19 protein-coding genes are annotated in these 16,006 nt (G+C 68.8%); 9 read left to right on the top strand and 10 right to left on the bottom strand.

What is annotated here, in order from left to right:
* Positions 1 to 2: 2 nt before the first annotated feature.
* Both ACIP5T_RS12765 and ACIP5T_RS12760 read right to left on the bottom strand, forming a co-directional pair.
* Positions 3 to 1,280, bottom strand: coding sequence for a hypothetical protein (locus tag ACIP5T_RS12765; protein ID WP_400863701.1), 1,278 nt, complete (start codon positions 1,278 to 1,280; stop codon positions 3 to 5).
* The gene (locus ACIP5T_RS12760; RefSeq protein WP_400863699.1) at positions 1,277 to 1,540 is read right to left on the bottom strand and encodes a hypothetical protein; all 264 of its coding nucleotides are present in this window, start codon (positions 1,538 to 1,540) and stop codon (positions 1,277 to 1,279) included. Before ACIP5T_RS12760 ends, ACIP5T_RS12765 begins: the two co-directional genes overlap by 4 nt.
* A gap of 230 nt (positions 1,541 to 1,770) precedes the next feature.
* Between ACIP5T_RS12760 and ACIP5T_RS12755 the strand changes: the two genes are divergently transcribed.
* Positions 1,771 to 2,247: a low molecular weight protein-tyrosine-phosphatase gene (locus ACIP5T_RS12755; protein ID WP_400864736.1), complete on the top strand. Its 477-nt coding sequence runs from the start codon at positions 1,771 to 1,773 to the stop codon at positions 2,245 to 2,247.
* A complete protein-coding gene (gene purB / locus ACIP5T_RS12750; RefSeq protein WP_400864733.1) occupies positions 2,244 to 3,626 on the top strand; it encodes an adenylosuccinate lyase in 1,383 nt (460 codons plus the stop codon). Before ACIP5T_RS12755 ends, purB begins: the two co-directional genes overlap by 4 nt.
* A 181-nt stretch (positions 3,627 to 3,807) precedes the next feature.
* On the opposite strand, the gene ACIP5T_RS12745 is transcribed toward purB, so the two are convergent.
* From ACIP5T_RS12745 to ACIP5T_RS12735, 3 genes are all read right to left on the bottom strand, one after another.
* Entirely contained in the window at positions 3,808 to 5,241 is a 1,434-nt protein-coding gene (locus tag ACIP5T_RS12745; RefSeq protein ID WP_400863696.1) for an MFS transporter, read from the bottom strand.
* 63 nt (positions 5,242 to 5,304) lie between these two features.
* The gene (locus tag ACIP5T_RS12740; protein ID WP_400863693.1) at positions 5,305 to 5,658 is read right to left on the bottom strand and encodes a hypothetical protein; all 354 of its coding nucleotides are present in this window, start codon (positions 5,656 to 5,658) and stop codon (positions 5,305 to 5,307) included.
* Positions 5,655 to 6,305 (bottom strand): acyl-CoA synthetase, encoded by a 651-nt coding sequence (locus tag ACIP5T_RS12735; protein WP_400863690.1) that lies wholly within the window; start codon positions 6,303 to 6,305, stop codon positions 5,655 to 5,657. Before ACIP5T_RS12735 ends, ACIP5T_RS12740 begins: the two co-directional genes overlap by 4 nt.
* A gap of 304 nt (positions 6,306 to 6,609) precedes the next feature.
* Between ACIP5T_RS12735 and ACIP5T_RS12730 the strand changes: the two genes are divergently transcribed.
* Positions 6,610 to 7,545 carry a hypothetical protein gene (locus tag ACIP5T_RS12730; protein WP_400863687.1) on the top strand — a complete coding sequence of 312 codons (936 nt, stop codon included), beginning with the start codon at positions 6,610 to 6,612 and terminating at the stop codon, positions 7,543 to 7,545.
* 4 nt (positions 7,546 to 7,549) lie between these two features.
* Here ACIP5T_RS12730 and ACIP5T_RS12725 read toward each other — a convergent pair whose 3' ends face one another.
* Positions 7,550 to 8,386: a sulfurtransferase gene (locus tag ACIP5T_RS12725; protein WP_400863684.1), complete on the bottom strand. Its 837-nt coding sequence runs from the start codon at positions 8,384 to 8,386 to the stop codon at positions 7,550 to 7,552.
* 135 nt (positions 8,387 to 8,521) lie between these two features.
* Here ACIP5T_RS12725 and ACIP5T_RS12720 point away from each other — a divergent pair, with 135 nt between their 5' ends.
* The 3 genes from ACIP5T_RS12720 to ACIP5T_RS12710 are packed head-to-tail and all read left to right on the top strand — an operon-like array spanning position 8,522 to position 10,600.
* The gene (locus ACIP5T_RS12720; RefSeq protein WP_400863681.1) at positions 8,522 to 9,409 is read left to right on the top strand and encodes a DMT family transporter; all 888 of its coding nucleotides are present in this window, start codon (positions 8,522 to 8,524) and stop codon (positions 9,407 to 9,409) included.
* 43 nt (positions 9,410 to 9,452) lie between these two features.
* Positions 9,453 to 10,112: a GTP cyclohydrolase II gene (ribA, locus tag ACIP5T_RS12715; RefSeq protein WP_400863678.1), complete on the top strand. Its 660-nt coding sequence runs from the start codon at positions 9,453 to 9,455 to the stop codon at positions 10,110 to 10,112.
* A 14-nt stretch (positions 10,113 to 10,126) separates the two neighbouring features.
* Positions 10,127 to 10,600, top strand: a complete 474-nt coding sequence (locus ACIP5T_RS12710; RefSeq protein ID WP_400864730.1) for a MarR family winged helix-turn-helix transcriptional regulator — start codon at positions 10,127 to 10,129, stop codon at positions 10,598 to 10,600.
* 32 nt (positions 10,601 to 10,632) lie between these two features.
* Here ACIP5T_RS12710 and ACIP5T_RS12705 read toward each other — a convergent pair whose 3' ends face one another.
* Positions 10,633 to 11,505: an aldo/keto reductase gene (locus ACIP5T_RS12705; protein WP_400864727.1), complete on the bottom strand. Its 873-nt coding sequence runs from the start codon at positions 11,503 to 11,505 to the stop codon at positions 10,633 to 10,635.
* A gap of 92 nt (positions 11,506 to 11,597) precedes the next feature.
* Between ACIP5T_RS12705 and ACIP5T_RS12700 the strand changes: the two genes are divergently transcribed.
* Positions 11,598 to 12,488, top strand: coding sequence for a helix-turn-helix transcriptional regulator (locus ACIP5T_RS12700; RefSeq protein ID WP_400863675.1), 891 nt, complete (start codon positions 11,598 to 11,600; stop codon positions 12,486 to 12,488).
* Positions 12,489 to 12,553: 65 nt separating this feature from the next.
* A complete protein-coding gene (locus ACIP5T_RS12695) occupies positions 12,554 to 12,919 on the top strand; it encodes a helix-turn-helix domain-containing protein (RefSeq protein ID WP_400863672.1) in 366 nt (121 codons plus the stop codon).
* 47 nt (positions 12,920 to 12,966) lie between these two features.
* Here ACIP5T_RS12695 and ACIP5T_RS12690 read toward each other — a convergent pair whose 3' ends face one another.
* Together ACIP5T_RS12690 and ACIP5T_RS12685 are read right to left on the bottom strand one after the other, a co-directional pair.
* A complete protein-coding gene (locus tag ACIP5T_RS12690) occupies positions 12,967 to 13,560 on the bottom strand; it encodes a ClpP family protease (RefSeq protein ID WP_400863669.1) in 594 nt (197 codons plus the stop codon).
* Positions 13,557 to 14,171 carry a ClpP family protease gene (locus tag ACIP5T_RS12685; RefSeq protein ID WP_400863666.1) on the bottom strand — a complete coding sequence of 205 codons (615 nt, stop codon included), beginning with the start codon at positions 14,169 to 14,171 and terminating at the stop codon, positions 13,557 to 13,559. The genes ACIP5T_RS12690 and ACIP5T_RS12685 overlap by 4 nt, the downstream gene beginning before the upstream one ends.
* Before the next feature lie 125 nt (positions 14,172 to 14,296).
* Between ACIP5T_RS12685 and ACIP5T_RS12680 the strand changes: the two genes are divergently transcribed.
* Positions 14,297 to 14,764, top strand: a complete 468-nt coding sequence (locus ACIP5T_RS12680; RefSeq protein WP_400863663.1) for an acyl-CoA thioesterase — start codon at positions 14,297 to 14,299, stop codon at positions 14,762 to 14,764.
* Here ACIP5T_RS12680 and ACIP5T_RS12675 read toward each other — a convergent pair.
* On the bottom strand, positions 14,761 to 15,990 hold the full coding sequence (locus ACIP5T_RS12675; RefSeq protein WP_400863661.1) for a trans-sulfuration enzyme family protein: 1,230 nt from the start codon (positions 15,988 to 15,990) through the stop codon (positions 14,761 to 14,763). The genes ACIP5T_RS12680 and ACIP5T_RS12675 overlap by 4 nt on opposite strands.
* Positions 15,991 to 16,006 lie beyond the last annotated feature (16 nt).

Here is a 16,006-nt window from a genome sequence, read left to right as displayed (position 1 = left end):
GGTCACTCGACGCGCTCCGCCTGATACTCGGTGCGCTCGATCACCTCGGCGGCGTCGAGTTCTCTCCAGAACTCGTCCACCGCGTCGATCCGGGGATCGCTCGAGGCATCAACCGCCTCCGCGGTCTCGATGTACGTGTCGAGGTGGTGCGCGTCGACCACGAAGTCCTCAAGGGTGTCGCCCGGGTTTCCCTGGGCCGAGACGACGACGCTGTCGGCTGATCCGGTGCCCTCGGGTGACCCGCCTCCGGCCAGCGCGGGGACGGGATCGTCGGAGTGCCGGAACTGGATGATGGTCTGATCGTCGTCGAGGGTCGGTTCGACCGGGCTCCCCGCCGTGACCTGCATCTGCACGTCGAACTCGCTCTCCATCGCGAGGTGCGCGGCGATCATCCCCGACTGGGAGTGCGCGACGACGTCGACCTCGTCGCCGGGCTCGGCGCCCGCCGCTCTGAGAGCCTCGAGAGTCGCCTGATACGACGCTGATGCCTTCCCCGAGTACAGCTCGAGATTGGACTTCGAGTCCCACGGCTGCTTCCCTCCCCATCCGACGCTCTGCGTTCCCTCGAGATAGGCGACGAACTTCGTGGTGCCGTCGGCGAAGGAGTACTTCTCGACGGCGACCTGCGCCCCCGCTGTGGCCGCCATGCGTCCGAAGGCCCCCGCCATGCTCGACGGCGCACCCTGGGGCGACGACGTCTTCACCGGCGAGACCGAGACGGGGTCGGCCTTGCCCTGCAGCCTCTCGCCGGGGAGCACCTTGCCGAACCCCGAGAACACCCCCACGAGTGCCGCGGTCCAGAAGACCTGGTCATACAGGGCGGGCGTCACGATGTTGCCCGTGAGGCCCTCGAAACGGCTGGCGCGCCACTGGGCGATGAGCTCGTCAGCCAGCGCGGAGACCCTCTCATCCGACGCGGCAAGGCGATCAGCCCGCAGTGTGAGGCGTTGCGCCGTGCTCGGATCGGTCTGCGCGAGCATCTCGGCCTCGGCTCGCAACTCGACGTACTCGTAGGCATCGGCCATGAGCAGGGTGGAGCCGGCGGTCTCCTGGCATTCCGAGTGCAGGCGAGCCACGTGCTGACCCGATGCCCACAGCCCGACGGTGTCGACGCGAGCGGTGAACCCCGGGGTGTCGACGATGATCCGATGCGCGCGCAGGATCGCGGAGCGCGCATCGTCGTAGCGCGATGCGACCTCGTCGATGCGTCTGGCGACGTCGCGCAGCACGTCGGGGTCGACCGAGATCGCTCCGCCATGATCGATCGTGAGCCCGGTCATGAGACGTCGATCCGCTCGGCCTCGGACTCTCGGCTGCGCATCTCGGAGGCTTCGACGCGACTGGCATGCCGAAGCTCCTCGAGAGAGTCCTGCATCGCACGCACTCCATCGGAGTGCCAGTCGGTGTCGGGGGCGAGGAGAGCGAGCGATGCGCGGGCGCCGTCGAGCGCGTCGACGGCGCTGCGGATGGCGGCCAGGACCTGGGCTTTCGCCCACGCGGTCTCAGCCGCACCGGACTGCGCGAGTGCAAAGGAGTACATGCGCCCAGCATCCGTGATCGGCGCCCAGCGCCGAGCGCTGGAGGCCCGCGTTCGCAGGCATCGTGGGGAGTTCGCGTCAGCGCGACCATCGTGCAGAACGGGTGCGTCACGCCCGGCCCGGGATCCCCGGCATCGCGCGATCGGCCTCCGACCGGCAGAATAGGACGGTGACATCCCCGGATCCCTTCCGCGTGATCTTCGTGTGCACGGGGAACATCTGCCGCTCTCCGATGGCAGAGGTGGTGTTCCGCGATCTCGCGGAGCGACAGGGCCTCGGCTCGAAGATCGTCTCGCGCAGCGCGGGCACCGGTGATTGGCATCTCGGCGAACGGGCCGATCATCGCACGCTCGATTCGCTCGCCCGCCGCGGCTACGACGGCTCGCAGCATCGCGCGAAGCAGTTCACCTTCGCCTCCTTCTCGGAGAACGACCTGGTCGTGGCGCTCGACCGCACGCACGAACGCATCCTGCGCGAATGGGCGCACGACGAAGACGAAGAGGGCAAGGTCACCCTGCTGCTCGCGTTCGACCCCGATGCCCGGAGCCAGGACGTGCCCGACCCCTACTACGCCGGCGCTGAGATGTTCGATTCGGTGCTCGGTATGATTGAGACCGCGACTCGCGGGCTGTTCCGCCAGCTCGAGCCGGCTCTCCGCCAGCCCCGCACGCCCCGCACTCCCGGGGCCCGATCAGGAGGACTCCCCTGACTTTCCAGCCTTCGCTCCCGCCCCAGCCCCTGAGCCCCCTCGACGGTCGCTACCGCAGCGCCGTCACCGGCCTCGCCGACTTCCTCTCGGAGGCGGGCCTGAACCGCGCCAGGGTCGAGGTCGAGGTGGAATGGCTGATCGCTCTCACCGACCGCTCGCTCTTCGAGACGAGCCCGCTGTCGGCTGCCGGCAAAGAGCGCCTGCGCGCCCTCTACCGCGACTTCGGACAGGCCGAGATCGACTGGCTCGCCGAGAAGGAAGCCGTCACCCAGCACGACGTGAAGGCCATCGAGTACCTGGTTCGCGATCGCCTCTCGACCCTGGGCCTCGACTCGATCGCCGAGCTCACCCACTTCGCCTGCACGAGCGAGGACATCAACTCGGCCTCGTACGCGCTCACCGTGAAGCGCGCGGTCGAAGAGGTCTGGCTCCCGGGTCTCGACGTCGTGATCGCCAAGCTCCGCGAGCTGGCCGCCGAGCACGCCGATGCCGCGATGCTCTCGCGCACCCACGGCCAGCCGGCCACCCCGTCGACCATGGGCAAGGAGCTCGCCGTCTTCGCATGGCGTCTCGAGCGCGTGCGCGCGCAGATCGCGGCATCCGACTACCTCGCCAAGTTCTCGGGTGCGACGGGCACCTGGTCTGCGCATATCGCGGCCGACCCCGACGCCGACTGGCCCACCATCTCCCGCGAGTACATCGAGGGCCTGGGCCTCGGCTTCAACCTGCTGACCACGCAGATCGAATCGCACGACTGGCAGGTCGAGCTCTACGACCGGGTGCGTCACGCGGGCGGGATCCTGCACAACCTCGCGACCGACATCTGGACCTACATCTCGCTCGGCTACTTCGCGCAGATCCCCGTCGCCGGTGCGACCGGATCTTCGACGATGCCGCACAAGATCAACCCGATCCGGTTCGAGAACGCCGAGGCGAACCTGGAGATCTCGGGGGCGCTGCTCGCATCCCTCGGCCAGACCCTCGTCACCAGCCGCCTGCAGCGCGACCTCACCGACTCGACCACGCAGCGCAACATCGGCGTCGCGTTCGGACACTCGCTGCTCGCGATCGACAACCTGCGCCGCGGCCTCAACGCCATCTCGCTCTCTCGCGACGTGCTCCTCGCCGACCTCGACGTGAACTGGGAGGTTCTCGCCGAGGCGATCCAGACCGTCATCCGCGCCGAGGTCGTCGCCGGCCGCTCGTCGATCACCGACCCCTACGCGCTGCTCAAGGAGCTCACCCGTGGGCACCGCGTCGGCGCCGCGGACCTGGCGGCCTTCGTCGATGGGCTCGAGATCGGGGATGCCGCGAAGCAGCGCCTGCTCGCGCTGACTCCCGCCTCGTACACCGGCATCGCCGAGCAGCTCGCGAAGTAGGCGCGAACGCGCGGGTGCCGCTGAGGCATCCGCTCGTTTGTGCGGGGCCACAAGCGCACCGCACGCGCGATGCGGGGCCACAAACGCACCGCAAACGGGCGGATCAGATGCGAAACTGACCCCGCAGCGAAGCGACCCCGCACGACACTGACCCGGCGCCGGGTCGCGAACGCCCCTCGCGCTACGGGCGAGGTTCTCCGGAGTGCGCGCCGGCGGGGTCTCGGGGCATGAACGCCGCAGCGATCAGCGTCAGCACGGCCACCACTGCGGCGGCGATGAACACCCAGACGGATGCCGAGATGATGGTCGCCGGATCATCCGGCCCCGCGCCCTCCGCGATGACCGAGTTCGAGATCGCGCCGAACACCGCTACTCCGAGCGCGCTGCCGGCCGACCTGGCGAAAGCGTTCATGCCGGTCACGGCACCGCGCTCACCCCATCCGACCGAGGCCTGAGCCGCGATCAGCGTCGGGGCGGCGCTCCATCCCAGGCCGAATCCGAGCACGAAAGCCACCGCCGCGATCGAGAACGGATTGGGCCAGGGCGACACCAGCGCGAGAGCGACAGCCGCGACAGCCGTGATCGACATGCCGGTGAGCGCCGTGCGCCGGAACCCGATCCGCATGTACAGCCGGCCCGCGTTCGCCGCGGCGAGCGGCCAGCCGAGGGTGAGCGCCGCGACCGCCAGCCCCGACAGCAGTGGAGCGATGCCGATGGAGCCCTCGAGGTAGGCGGGCGCGAAGCTCGTGACCCCGGTCATCAGGGCGCCGATGCCGAGCGAGACGATGGTCGTCGTGAGGATGAGCGGCCTCGCCGCCAGGCGCAGGTCGACGATCGGCTCGGCGGCACGACGCTCGACGAGTCCGAAAGCCACGAGCGCGGCCGCACCCAGCCCGAAGCAGACGGCGCTGGGGATCGAGAGCCATGCCCAGGCGTTGCCTCCCTCGAGCATCCCCAGGATCAGGCCCGTGAGTCCGACGGTCAGCAGCACGGCTCCTGCATAGTCGATGCGATGACGCTGCGTCTGCTTCTCCTCCTGATATCGCCGCAGCAGCATCCATCCCGCGATCAGACACAGCGGGATGTTGACCCAGAAGATCCACCGCCATGCGTCGAGCTGGGCGAAGATGCCGCCGAGGGCAGGGCCGACGACCGACGAGATCGCCCAGACCGATGCGATGTATCCCTGCACCTTCGCGCGCTCGGCGACTGTGTAGATGTCTCCGACGATCGTCATCGACATGGGCGCCACTGCACCTGCGCCGAGGCCCTGGATGATGCGGAAGATGATCAGGGACGTCATGCTCCAGGCGAAGCCCGAGAGCACGGAGCCGAGCAGGAACAGTGCGATTCCGAGCAGGATGATCGGCTTGCGTCCGACGGTGTCGGCGAACCGCGAGTAGATCGGCACGCTGACCGCCTGAGCGAGCAGGTAGACGGAGAACAGCCAGGGGAACTGCTGATAGCTGCCGAGGTCGCGGACGATGCTGGGAACGGCAGTCGCGAGGATCGTCGCGTCGATCGCGATCAGGCCGGTGGCGAGCATGAGCGCCCCGAGCACCGGGCCGCGTTTCGACCTGAGTCCGATGGAGGCGCGGTCGATCGAGGCAGTCACTTCAGGGTCAAGCCGTCGACGCCCTGGACTATTCCGGTCGGATCCGAGAAGTCCAGGATCACGTCAGGACGAGGACGTGCGGCCCGGCTTGTCGGAGTCCGGTTCGTCTGCCGTCTCGGGGTCGAAGAGCACAGGGCGGTCGACCGTCTTGGCGACCTCGGCGGGGTCGACCACGAGGATCAGCATCGCCAGGAACAGCAGCGTCACGATGAACGCGCCACCGCCGACGACGAGTCCGAGCGCGATCGGGGTCAGGCCCTCGTACGTGCCGCTCGCGATCGCATTGTTGACGCGGGCGGTGAACGCCCCGGTCGACACGAGCGTGACGATCGCGGCGAAGATGCCGCACGCGGCAGCGATGCCCAGCAGGTGCAGAGGGCGCAGGATGTCGCGCCGGGTGGGCTTCTCGTCGCTCATCGCTCTCCTCCGTGCCCGGCGGGGGCCGGGTCGTTCTCGGTCACGCGACCCTCGGCGACGGCATCTGCTCGCTTCGGCGTGAGTCCGGCGATGCCGAGGAAGACGGCAACGACCGCCGCGTATCCGCCGAACATGCCGACGCCGAGGATGATGCCGGTGAGTTCGAATGCACCCGCGCCGTCGATCGCGTAGGGCTGCACGAAGCCCGCAGGGATCGCGATCAGCAGCACGGCCAGCAGCAGCCCGAACACCCCGAGGGTGATCGAATCGCGTGCATTCGGCTCTCCTGCTCTGCGCGCACGCAGCCCGACGACGAGTTCGAGGATTCCGGTCGTCACCGACCAGGCGATCACGACGACGAAGAAGAGGTCCTCGGTTCGCCATGCGGGCACGCCTGCGGTCATTCCGGCGGCGAAGCTGAGCAGTGCGAAGACGACGGAGGGCCAGCGCTGACCGGCCGGATAGACGAGCCAGGCGGCGACGATCATCACGAGACCGGTCGTGAGCACGAACCCGCTGAAGACGGAGAGACCGACGGCCGCCGAGTGATCGGGCGAGAAGGTGATCATCACGGCTGCGGCGGCGGCGAAGAGCGCGCGCAGCAGCTGAAGGTGACGCACGGTGAACGCGCGGGCAGGGGCAGACATGAAGATCGAGAATCCTCCGGGGGTGTTACCCCCAGTCTACGCGGGGGCGCTGAGTGGGCGCCGACACCGGAGAGGTGTTCGCGGGGCCCGATGGATCTCCCCAGATCGATCATCAGGCCCCGCGACAGAACGCAGCGACGGGGGCGACACTGCGTCAGGCCGAGTGGTCGCGAGGTCGGGCACCCTGCTCACGACTGCTCAGCCGATAGACCCCAGAAATAGCACCTCGTCCCCTACGCGATGCCAGTGTGGTCGTAAGCTCACTCTAGAACGCGATTCTTCACATACCGGAGGGGGTGCTGTGATGAGCATGGAAAGTGGCATTCGCCGATATGCCGATGTATTCGCAGCGTCCTTCCGAGACGCGATCAATGCACGTGGATTGACCCTCGCCCGGCTGCACGAGCAGCTGCGCGCTCGCGGCAACAGCGTGTCGATGGCGACGCTCAGCTACTGGCGATCCGGAGCGCGCCGTCCCGAAGGAGCCCAGTCGATGGCCGCCCTCGGCGACATCGAGCAGCTTCTGCACCTCGAGCCCGGCTCGCTCACCGCTCTGCTCGGCACGACGAACCGCACAGGACCCCTCGGCCCCAATCTGTTCCCCCTCGACGAGCAGGAACTCGAGGAGGCCGTCAAACAGGCGTTCGCCGCCCTCGGCGCCGAGTACCCAGACACCTCGCGTGAGCTCACGACGCACTCCGTGACGGACGTGGATGCCGCCGGCAACGTGTCGTACTCGATCACCCGCAGCATCGTGCAGTCGACCGTCGGGACGGTCGCGTCGATCCCGTTCCTCGAGATGACGCCGGGCATCAGCACGCCCGCACCCTTCATCGAGGCTGTGGCCGGGGGACGGATCTCCGCGCGCTACTCGCATCCGAACGGCGAGGTGCACGGCGTCCTGTTCGAGCTCGACGTGCCACTGACCGCGCCGGGCACCGCGATGGTGGAGTGGTCGGTCGCCTACCCGCCCGACTATCCACCGCAACGGGAGACGGGTCACGCCGTCGCCCGGCAGTGCCGAGAGCTGCTGGTATGGACGCGGTTCCACCCCGACGCACTGCCCGACCGCATCGAGGAGCGCGTCGAGACCCCGGATGGCTCGAAGCTCACCGAGCTGTCTCTGGAGGGCCGCACGTCAGTGCACCAGGTGCGACGCGCGTTCGGCCCGGGGCTGCTCGGCGTCGCCTGGAGCTATGCGGACGGCGCTGACCCCCGGCACCTGACCCCCGGGACCTGACCGCTCAGCCCGGCTGATCGCCGACGGCGACAGGGCGGCCGGGAGTGTTCGACCACTGGCTCCACGAGCCGGGGAAGACCTTCGCCTCGATTCCGATCTCGTCGAGGACCAGAGCGGTGTGCGCTGCGGTGATGCCCGAGCCGCAGTAGGCCGCGACGGGTGTGCCCTCGGTCACCCCGACGGCCGCGAAGGTCGCCTGGAGGGTGTGCATATCGAGGATCCGGCCCTCGGCATCGAGATGAGCGGCCATCGGGACGTTGAGCGCTCCGGGGATGTGGCCCGCAATGGGATCCAGGGGCTCGTGCTCTCCGCGATAGCGATCGGGAGCGCGCACATCGAGCAGCACGCCGCCGTCGGCGAACGAGGCGGCCTCGTCGATCGAGATCGCATCGCCGCCGATCTCGTCGAGGACCACATCGCCCGGCGCCGCCTGCACATCGTCGTCAGCGACCGGGAGGCCCGCGGCCGTCCACGCGCGGATGCCGCCGTCGAGCACGCGCACATCGACTCCGCCCTGGCGCAGCAGCCACCAGGCTCGCGACGCGCTGAGCCCCTTCGCGTCGTCGTACGCGACGACGACATCGCCCTGATTGGCACCCCATCGACGCGCGGCGTCCTGAAGTGTCTGGGTGGAGGGCAGCGGATGACGGCCCTCCGACGGCTCTCCGTGAGTGGCCAGCTCGGTCGCGAGCGGCACGAAGACCGCCCCGGGAATGTGCCCTGCGAGATAGTCGGCGTAGCCGTCCGGCCGATCGAGTCGCCACCGCACGTCGATCACACGAACGGGAGTCTCGGACTTCAGCAGGTCATCCAGTTCGACGGCGCTCACGAAATTGCTCATGAGGCGAGGCTATCGAGACGACGTTCGAATCCCGCACCCGGCTCTGTTCCGTCGACGCATCGGACCGTCGGCGTGATTCGAAACGCGGGCGCGCGCGGCGCTAGGCTCAACCAGGCCGCGTCGAGAAAGGACAGCATGTCCACTCGATTCCGCTTCATGGGCCTGCGTCGGCAGGAGGTCGCCCTCATCGCGGTGACCGCGGTGTGGGGCAGCACGTTCCTGCTCGTGCACTGGGCGATGCAGCACTCGGGCCCGTGGTTCTTCGTCGGCATCCGGTTCCTGATCGCCGGGCTGATCAGCGTCGTCATCTTCCGCCGGGCGCTGCGTGGCATCCGCTGGCGCGACATCGGCGCCGGCGTCGCGATCGGCGTGATGATCTATCTGGGATACGGGCTGCAGACCGTCGGACTGCAGACCATCGACTCGAGCACCTCGGCCTTCATCACGGCGATGTACATTCCGCTCGTGCCGCTCGCGCAGTGGGCCGTGTTCCGCAAGCGACCACCGGCCATGGCGTTCGTGGGAGCCGCTCTCGCGTTCCTGGGGCTGCTGTTCATCGCCGGCCCCGACGCCTTCGCGCTCACCCTCGGATCCGGCGAGATCCTGACGCTCATCAGCACGCTGCCGATCGCAGCGGAGATCATCCTGATCAGCGTCTTCGCCGGCAGGATCGACCTCGGCCGGATCACCATCGTCCAGCTCCTCACCGCGGGACTCCTCGGCATTCTGACCATGCCGGTGGTCGGAGAGGGACTGCCCGAGTTCTCCTGGATCTGGGTCGGCTGCGCGGTCGGACTCGGGGCGGCGAGCTGCATCATCCAGCTCACGATGAACTGGGCCCAGAAGTCGGTCTCGCCGACCCGGGCCACGATCATCTACGCGGGCGAGCCGGTCTGGGCCGCCGTGATCGGGCGCATCGCCGGCGAGCGCCTGCCCGTCGCCGCGCTGATCGGCGGAGCGCTCGTCGTGCTCGGCATCCTGGCCAGTGAGCTCACACTCGTCCGCCGCCGCCCGTCCGAGTAGCAGACAACGGGAATATCGGTGACGTGGGCGCGTTGCACCCCACATGATTGAAACTTCAACCGTCGTTCCGGTCGCCACCGAGCGGACGCGGGTGCGCGTGCCGATGCGCTTCGCCGACGGATTCTCCACCACGGCGGATGTCGTCACGTTCGACGGTCTGATCGACGGACGCGAGCACCTGCTGCTCGGCCTCGGCGACTGGAGGGCCGCCATGGACCGGGCGTCGGACGGCGGGGATGCCCCTCTCGTGCGACCGCACAGCGAGTGCCTCACGGGCGACGTGTTCGGCTCGGAACGCTGCGACTGCGGACCGCAGCTGCGCGAGGCCGTCGAGCGCATCGCCGACGAGGGCGGCTTCCTTCTCTACCTGCGCCAGGAGGGCCGGGGCATCGGCCTCTACGCCAAGCTCGACGCCTACGCGCTGCAGGATGCCGGGCTCGACACGTATGAGGCGAATGTCGCTCTCGGTCGCGGTGAGGACGAGCGCGACTACACGATCGCGGCGCAGATGCTGCAGACGCTCGGCGTCGACAGCATCCGCCTGCTGAGCAACAACCCCGACAAGGCGGCACAGCTCGAGGCGCTCGGCATCCGCGTCACCGAACAGGTGCGCACCGGCGTGCACCTGTCGGACGCGAACCACCGCTACCTCGAGGCCAAGCGCGACCACACCTCGCACACGCTCGACCTGTCTGCCGCGTGATGAGCACTGGCGTGATGACCGAGCGTGGGGTCAAGGACCGGCGCCTCGACGACGCCGAGATGCAGACGTGGCTGCCGACCATCCGCTTCGTACAGCTGCTGCCTCAGTTGCTCGACCGCACTCTGAAGGCCGAGACGGGACTCAAGCACTCGCACTACGCGATCCTCGTGACGCTGGCCGGGCAGGGCGATCGGGCGATCCCGATGACCGAGCTGGCGCAGATCGCCGGGCTCAGCCGCTCACGCCTCAGCCACGCGATCGACTCGCTCGAAGAACGCGGCTGGGTGACGCGCACTTCGTGCAGCACTGACAAGCGCACGCTGACGGCTGCGCTGACCGATGCCGGCCGGGAGCTGCTCCGCGCCGCGGCGCCCGTTCACGTGGCGCAGATCCGTCAGCTGATCCTCGATCCGCTCACCGCCGACGAGCGGGAGCAGCTCGGCACGATCCTCACCAAGCTGCTCCCCGGAGTCGCCGCCGCGCTCTAGGGCCGATCAGCGCCTTCGCGGTGCGATGCGGGTCACGCTTCGGGGATCTCCCGGCCGAAGGTCTCGAGCGTGACGTCCTCGGGCTCGGGGCCGCGTCGCACACCCGTGTCGAGGGCGTCGATCGCACCGAGCTGGTCGGCCGTGAGCTCGAAGTCGAACACATCGAAGTTCTCGGCGATGCGGGCGGGGCGCACCGACTTCGGCAGCGCGGATCGGCCCTGCTGCAGGTGCCAGCGCAGCATCACCTGTGCCGGCGACTTGCCGTGCTCGGCGGCGATAGCCGTGAGGGTCTCGTCGTCGAAGACGGATGCGCCGTTCGGGCGGTACGCCGTGATGCCGCCGATGGGCGACCACGCCTGCGTGACGATGCCGGCTGCGGCATCCGCCTGCTGCACCTCGCGCTGCTGGAAGTACGGGTGCACCTCGATCTGGTTGAGCGAGGGCACGATGCTCGTCTCGGCTGCCAGCTTCTCGAGGTGCTCGACCATGAAGTTGCTGACGCCGATCGCGCGCACCCGACCGTCGGCGAGCAGGGTCTCGAGTGCCTTGTAGGCGCCGAGCGTGAGGTCGAAGCGGGTGGGCAGAGCCTGGTGCAGGATCAGCAGGTCGAGCTGATCGACGCCGAGCTTTCCGGTCGACTTCTCGAACGCGTGCAGCGTCTCGTCATAGCCGAAGTCGCTGATCCAGACCTTGGTCTCGACGAAGATCTCGTCGCGCGGGATGCCGGTGCGGCGGATCGCCTCGCCGACCTCGCGCTCGTTTCCATACGCGGCCGCGGTGTCGATCAGGCGGTAGCCCGTCTCGATGGCTGTGCTGACGGCATCGACGGTCTCTTCCGGAGCGGCCTGGAAGACGCCGAAGCCGAGGGCGGGCATCTCGATGCCGTTGTTGAGTGTGATGTTCATGGTCATACCTCCAGTGTGCGCGCGGGTGAAATGGTGAGGGAGTGCCCACCAGTACCTCCCTCCGCGGGCCGAGGGGGCGTACCGTCGAAGCCATGGACACCCGCAGCGAGGTGCGCGAGTTCCTCTCCACGAGGCGCGCACGCATCACCCCAGACCAGGCGGGCCTCCCCGCATTCGGCGGCAACCGCCGGGTGCCGGGACTCCGCCGAGAAGAGGTGTCGCTGCTCGCCGGCGTCAGCGTCGACTACTACACGCGTCTCGAGCGGGGCGATCTGTCCGGCGTCTCCGACAGCGTGCTCGATTCGCTCGCCCGCGCCCTGCAGCTGGACGAGGCCGAGACCGCCCACCTGTTCGACCTCGCTCGTGCGGCGAACGCGTCGCCCGTCGCCCGCAAGCCTCGCAAGAAGGTCGAGGTGCTGCGCCCCAGCATCCTGCGCCTGCTCGACGCGATGACCGAGGCGCCGGCGATCGTGCGCAACAACTACTTCGACTACCTCGCCGCCAATGCGCTGGGCCGTGCTCTCTACGCGCCGCTCTTCACCACCGCGGTGCCGAACAGCGCTCGATTCGCCTTCCTCGACCCGGCCGCCCAGGAGTTCTATCCCGAGTGGGAGCGCAACACCCAGGAGCTCGTCGCCGCGATGCGCGGTGAGGCCGGACGAAACCCGTACGACCGCAAGCTCACCGATCTCGTGGGCGAGCTGTCGACCCGCAGCGAGCGATTCCGCACCCTGTGGGCCGCGCACAACGTGCGATTCCACCGCAGCGGCGTCAAGCGCATCAACCACCCGGTCGTCGGTGAGATGGAACTGACCTACGAGGCGTTCGAGCTGCCTGCCGACCCGGGCCTGCAGATGTCGACGTACACGGCGGAGCCCGGGTCTGCCTCGGAGGAGAAGCTGCGGATGCTGGCGAGCTGGGCGGCGACGGATGCGGCCGTCGCCGCGTCGGAGACCGTGACGTCGGAGCGCACGGAAGCCTGAGCGCGACGATTCTGCTCTGAGCAGAACCGCTCGAACCCCGCCCTGACGGCGGATTATCGTGAGGCATGGCCGACCTCGTCCCGTTCTCCCGTGCACCTCGTCCCGCTCGTCCCGCTCGTCCGCGGCCGTTCGACCCGGAACCGCTGTGGCGCCACATGCTGGGCGATCAGCTGCGACGCCGACGACATGCCCGCGACGAGACGCTGACCGAGACCGCAGACAACGCCGGGGTCTCGCCGCAGTATCTCTCGGAGGTCGAACGAGGACTCAAGGAACCGTCGAGCGAGATGATCGCTGCGATCGCCGGAGCCCTCGACACCTCGCTCGTCGAGCTGACGAGCGCCGTGGCCGCCGAGCTGCGTCAGGCCGCGGCGGCTCCGGCATCCGCTGCGGTGTCTGTCACTCGCGGGGCCTTCGCCCTCGCCGCCTGACAGGGCCCCTCTTCCGTCGGTCTGTCCGTCTGCAGGACCCCCGGCAGTCAGACGGCCCGCTCCCCCAGCACGGTGTCTATCAGTCCGTACTCCAGGGCGGCGGATGCCGTGAAGACGCGATCCCGGTCGGTGTCTGCGCGCAGCTCGCTCAGCGAGCGACCGCTGTGCCGGGCGAGGATCGACTCCATGTCCGCCCGCACCCGCACGACCTCGTCCGCCGCGAGGATCAGATCGGGGATCGCCCCTCGGGACTGCCCGGCGGGCTGATGCAGCACGATACGGGCATGGGCGAGCGCGGCTCGCTGACCCGGCGATCCGGCCGCGACGAGCAGCGCCGCCGGCCCGATCGCCTGGCCGACGCACGTCGTAGCGACGGCGGGGCGGATGTGCTGCATCGTGTCGTAGATCGCCAGCGCCGCCCCCGGGTCGCCGCCTTCGCTGTTGATGTAGAACTGCACGCCCGCGTCCTGGCTGTCGGCGTCGAGGTGCAGCAGCTGCGCGATCAGCGCATTGGCGACTCCCGCGTCGATGCCGGTGCCGAGATAGATGACCCGCTCGGCGAGCAGATGCGAGTACACGTCCATCACCCGTTCACCCCGCGGATGCTGCGCGATGACGTTCGGGATCGTGTAGCCGCTCATGCGCTCGCCCCCAGTCCGACGCGAGCACGTCGCCGGGGCATGAGATCGACGAGCGAGTCGACGATCTCGTCGATGAACCCGTAGTCCTTCGCCTTTTCGGCGGTGTACCAGCGGTCGTGCAGCGAATCCTCGAAGATGCGCTCCACGGGCTGACCGGTGTCGGCGGCGATGAGTCCGAGGACCGTGTCGCGCATGTGCCGGAGGTCGTCGGCCTGCGTCTCCAGCTCGCCCGCGGAGCCGCCGATCCCGGCAGAGCCCTGATGCATGAGGATGCGGGCGTGCGGCAGCGCCCGGCGCTTGCCCTTCGCCCCCGCCGAGAGCAGGAACTGCCCGGCGCTGCACGCGAGTCCGAGCGCGAGGGTCGACACGTCGTTCGGCACCAGCGTCATGAGGTCGCGGATCGCGAGCATCGACGGCACGGAGCCGCCGGGCGAGTGGATCCAGAGGGCGATGTCGGTCGTCGGATCCTCCGCCGACAGGCTCAGCAGCTGCGTCATGAGCAGCGTGCCGTTGTCGTCGTCGAGGGCGCCGTCGAGCACGAGGACGCGCTCGTGGAACAGGGCCCGTCTGGCCTCGGGTCCGAATTGCGGGATGGGGGTCTCTTCACTCATGGCCCCAGCATTCGCCGCCTCGATCCACCGCGGCGGGTATCCGCTCGAGGCAGATCAGCCCACAGCAGATCGAGCCGGCACGCTCTCGTAACACCCCCGACTCACGGGGCTTCTACCCTCGAAGCATGGCGAAACAGCAGACACCCGAGTGGCAGTGGTCCGAAGACGGCATCAACTTCCGCACCCGCAAATGGGTGAAGCCGGAGGATCTCAACGCGAACGGATCGCTGTTCGGCGGCAGCCTGCTGAAGTGGATCGACGAGGAGGCGGCGATCTACGCGATCGTGCAGCTGGGCAACTACCGCGCGGTGACCAAGCACATCTCGGAGATCAACTTCGAGGCCTCGGCCGTGCAGGGCGACCTGATCGAGATCGGCCTGCAGGCGACCCACTTCGGCACCACGTCTCTGACCATGCGCGCCGTCGCCCGCAACATGATCACCCGCAAGCGCATCCTCACGATCGAGAAGATCGTGTTCGTGAGCCTCGACGAAGACGGCCTGCCCACCCCGCACGGATACAAGGAGATCACCTACAACCGCGATCGGATGCCGACGGAGCGCATCGCCACCGGCACGATCCGGCTGCCCTAGGGTCTGGTCAGCCGCTCAGCCGACGTCATCGCGGCGACGGGCGTTCCCGCCCGCGACAGCGCAGCGAACGCCTGCGCGAGGTCGGCGATGAGGTCGTCGACGTTCTCGAGACCGATCGACAGTCGCAGCACATCGGCATCAGGGCGCGCCTCTGCGGGCACGGGTCGGTGAGTGAGAGCGGCCGGATGCTGGATCAGCGAATCGACGCCGCCCAGCGACACGGCGTGCGTGAACAGCGTCGTCGACGAGGTCACAGCGGATGCCGCGGCATACCCACCCTGCATACGCATCGCGATCATGGCGCCGGTGCCCCGCATCTGACGCTCGATGATGCCCTCGGGGTCGTCGTCGAGCCCGGGGTAGAAGACCTCGGCGATCTCAGGTCGGTCGATCAGCCACTGCACGATGCGACGAGCGCTCTCCTGCTGCGCCCGCATGCGCACCGGAAGGGTCGTGAGTCCACGGTGCAGCAGGTACGCACCGAGCGGGTGCAGCAGACCACCCGTCACGGCTCTCACCCGGCGGAGCGCCTCTGCGGTCTGCTCGTCGCAGGCCACCACGCCCGCGATCACATCGCCGTGCCCGCCGAGGTACTTCGTGGCACTGTGCAGCGACATGACCGCGCCGTGGTCGATGGGGTTCTGCAGCACGGGCGTGGCGAAGGTGTTGTCGACGACCACCGGCACGCCTCCCGCCTGCGCCACCACCGCAGCGATGTCGGCGATGTCGAGGGTCGGGTTGGCGGGGGTCTCGACCACCACGAGTCCCGTGTCGGGGCGGATGGACGCGGCGACCTCGGCGGGGTGGCAGTACGTCGTCTCCACACCCAGCAGACCGGAGCCGAGCAGGTGATCGGTGCCGCCGTAGAGCGGTCGCACCGCGACCACGTGGTTCTTGCCCGCCGCGGGGCCGTGCGCGAGGATCACCGCTGTCATCGCCGCCATGCCCGATGCGAAGGCGACCGCGGCCTCGGCGTGCTCGAGCTCGGCGAGGGCATCTTCGAACCGCGCCACGGTGGGGTTCCAGAGTCGCGCGTAGACCATGCTGCCGTCTGCGGGCGGCCGGCCACCCGTCGCCATCGCCTCGTACGAGTCGCCTCCGCGCTCGATGTCAGGCAGCGGGTTGGTCGTCGACAGGTCGATCGGCAGCGCGTGGACTCCGAGTGCCTCGAGGTCGGAACGCCCGCTGTGCACGGCGACGGTGTCTGGATGCAACGGTGCAGTCATGCCTGCCACGTTGCCC

The organism is Microbacterium sp. NPDC088619, from assembly GCF_044752825.1.
Lineage (GTDB): Bacteria > Actinomycetota > Actinomycetes > Actinomycetales > Microbacteriaceae > Microbacterium.
This window is presented reverse-complemented; position numbering and strand designations above follow the sequence as displayed.

Excerpts from the sequence above, each read along its gene's own strand:
- ACIP5T_RS12765 (WP_400863701.1), bottom strand. The coding sequence starts at position 1,280 with ATGACCGGGCTCACGATCGATCATGGCGGAGCGATCTCGGTCGACCCC.
- ACIP5T_RS12760 (WP_400863699.1), bottom strand. The coding sequence starts at position 1,540 with ATGTACTCCTTTGCACTCGCGCAGTCCGGTGCGGCTGAGACCGCGTGG.
- ACIP5T_RS12755 (WP_400864736.1), top strand. The coding sequence starts at position 1,771 with ATGGCAGAGGTGGTGTTCCGCGATCTCGCGGAGCGACAGGGCCTCGGC.
- ACIP5T_RS12740 (WP_400863693.1), bottom strand. The coding sequence starts at position 5,658 with ATGAGCGACGAGAAGCCCACCCGGCGCGACATCCTGCGCCCTCTGCAC.
- ACIP5T_RS12735 (WP_400863690.1), bottom strand. The coding sequence starts at position 6,305 with ATGTCTGCCCCTGCCCGCGCGTTCACCGTGCGTCACCTTCAGCTGCTG.
- ACIP5T_RS12730 (WP_400863687.1), top strand. The coding sequence starts at position 6,610 with ATGAGCATGGAAAGTGGCATTCGCCGATATGCCGATGTATTCGCAGCG.
- ACIP5T_RS12725 (WP_400863684.1), bottom strand. The coding sequence starts at position 8,386 with ATGAGCAATTTCGTGAGCGCCGTCGAACTGGATGACCTGCTGAAGTCC.
- ACIP5T_RS12720 (WP_400863681.1), top strand. The coding sequence starts at position 8,522 with ATGTCCACTCGATTCCGCTTCATGGGCCTGCGTCGGCAGGAGGTCGCC.
- ribA (WP_400863678.1), top strand. The coding sequence starts at position 9,453 with ATGATTGAAACTTCAACCGTCGTTCCGGTCGCCACCGAGCGGACGCGG.
- ACIP5T_RS12710 (WP_400864730.1), top strand. The coding sequence starts at position 10,127 with ATGACCGAGCGTGGGGTCAAGGACCGGCGCCTCGACGACGCCGAGATG.
- ACIP5T_RS12705 (WP_400864727.1), bottom strand. The coding sequence starts at position 11,505 with ATGAACATCACACTCAACAACGGCATCGAGATGCCCGCCCTCGGCTTC.
- ACIP5T_RS12700 (WP_400863675.1), top strand. The coding sequence starts at position 11,598 with ATGGACACCCGCAGCGAGGTGCGCGAGTTCCTCTCCACGAGGCGCGCA.
- ACIP5T_RS12695 (WP_400863672.1), top strand. The coding sequence starts at position 12,554 with ATGGCCGACCTCGTCCCGTTCTCCCGTGCACCTCGTCCCGCTCGTCCC.
- ACIP5T_RS12690 (WP_400863669.1), bottom strand. The coding sequence starts at position 13,560 with ATGAGCGGCTACACGATCCCGAACGTCATCGCGCAGCATCCGCGGGGT.
- ACIP5T_RS12685 (WP_400863666.1), bottom strand. The coding sequence starts at position 14,171 with ATGAGTGAAGAGACCCCCATCCCGCAATTCGGACCCGAGGCCAGACGG.
- ACIP5T_RS12680 (WP_400863663.1), top strand. The coding sequence starts at position 14,297 with ATGGCGAAACAGCAGACACCCGAGTGGCAGTGGTCCGAAGACGGCATC.
- ACIP5T_RS12675 (WP_400863661.1), bottom strand. The coding sequence starts at position 15,990 with ATGACTGCACCGTTGCATCCAGACACCGTCGCCGTGCACAGCGGGCGT.